This window comes from Alcanivorax sp. HI0083, assembly GCF_001635175.1.
In genome coordinates this window covers 1-1,447 of sequence record NZ_LWFX01000010.1, presented here as the reverse complement: position 1 = coordinate 1,447, position 1,447 = coordinate 1, and the positions used below count along the sequence as shown (strand labels likewise).

Below are 1,447 nucleotides of genomic sequence, written 5' to 3'. Positions count from 1 at the left end.
TCCGCCAGCGTTTTGCCCATGCTGTGGTAGAAGCCCATGACTTCCTCCAGCCGTTGCTCCGGGCCGCTCAGGTGGGGCAGATCCGTCAGGTCATACTGCTTGAGCGCCTTGAACGGCTGCCCGCTGTCCGACACCAGCACTGCCTCGTTCCACACGGCCACCGGGCGACGCTCTTCCACTGTCAGCACCACGGTATCGGGCCACTGACGACGGACGGAGACCTCCTCCACCCAACTCAATCCCTGTGACTGCTGGTAAATATCTTCCAGCGGCACAGAGAAATAATTCTCTTCGCGCACCAACGCCGCCAAGGCGGTCTCGATCTGTTGCTGACGGCGCACATCGGTGACACCGTCCACGCCCACCTTGCGGATCGGGTAGCCATCCAGTGCTGACGGCAGGTAGATCACCGCCAGCAGGATGACCAGCGCCACCGAGCTCACCAGCATCCACGGCACCGCCGCTGCAATGCGCTCGCGCAGCGGTACGCCGGCCTTTTTCACCGGCTTGCGGCGGGCGCCACGGGGCGCGGGGGCGTTTCTAGCCACGACCCCGTTCCAGTGCATCCAGCAGGATTTCACCCACCAGCACGTCAAAATCGCGGCCGGTGGCCTTTGCCGCCATGGGCACCAGCGAGTGATCAGTCATGCCAGGCACCGTGTTCACTTCCAGCAGCTGCCACTGGCCCTGCGCATCGCGCATCACATCGACCCGGCCCCAGCCACGGCACCCGGCAACCCGGAATGCTGTCAGCGCCAGCTGCCGCAGCGCCTGCTCGTCGGCACCATCCAGCCCCGCCGGGCACAGGTATTCGGTGCTGTCGGACTGATACTTGGCTGCAAAGTCATAGAACGCATGGGGCGTTTGCAGGCGGATGGCCGGCAAGGCTTCATCGCCCAGCACCGCCACGGTGTATTCCGGCCCGTTGACCCAGGCTTCCACCAGCACGTCCTGATCAAATTTTTCTGCGGCAACCAGCGCCTCGGCCAGCTCTTCAGCGTTATCCGCCTTGGCCATACCGATGGAGGAGCCTTCGTGGGCCGGTTTCACGATGACCGGGAAGCCCAGGTCTACCTCATCGCGGCCGGACACATAAAACGCCGGGGTCGGCAAACCCGCCCCTTTCCACAGTTGCTTGGTGCGCACCTTGTCCATGCCAATGGCCGATGCCATCACTCCGGACCCGGTGTAGGGAATCTCCAGATGTTCCAGTACACCCTGGATCACGCCGTCTTCGCCGCCGCGACCGTGCAGGGCAATAAAGGCGGCATCAAAGCCTTTCAGGGTGTCCACGCTCTTGTCCGCCGGATCCACCAATTCTGCGATCAAGCCCAGATTGCGCAGGCCCTGATGCACCGCCGCACCGCTCTTCAGCGACACCGGGCGCTCTGCGGATTTGCCGCCGGCCAGCACCGCCACGCGGCCCACCCGGCTCAATCGCTGTTTC

Annotated in this window: 2 protein-coding genes; both read right to left on the bottom strand. The window is 64.1% G+C overall.

The window, feature by feature from the left end; translation table 11 throughout:
- Positions 1-548 (bottom strand): cell division protein FtsQ/DivIB (locus A3754_RS00205; protein WP_063518527.1); only part of this gene is annotated, 548 nt, incomplete at its 3' end.
- Positions 541-1,447 (bottom strand): D-alanine--D-alanine ligase (locus A3754_RS00200; RefSeq protein WP_231880423.1); only part of this gene is annotated, 907 nt, incomplete at its 5' end. The genes A3754_RS00200 and A3754_RS00205, both read right to left, overlap by 8 nt.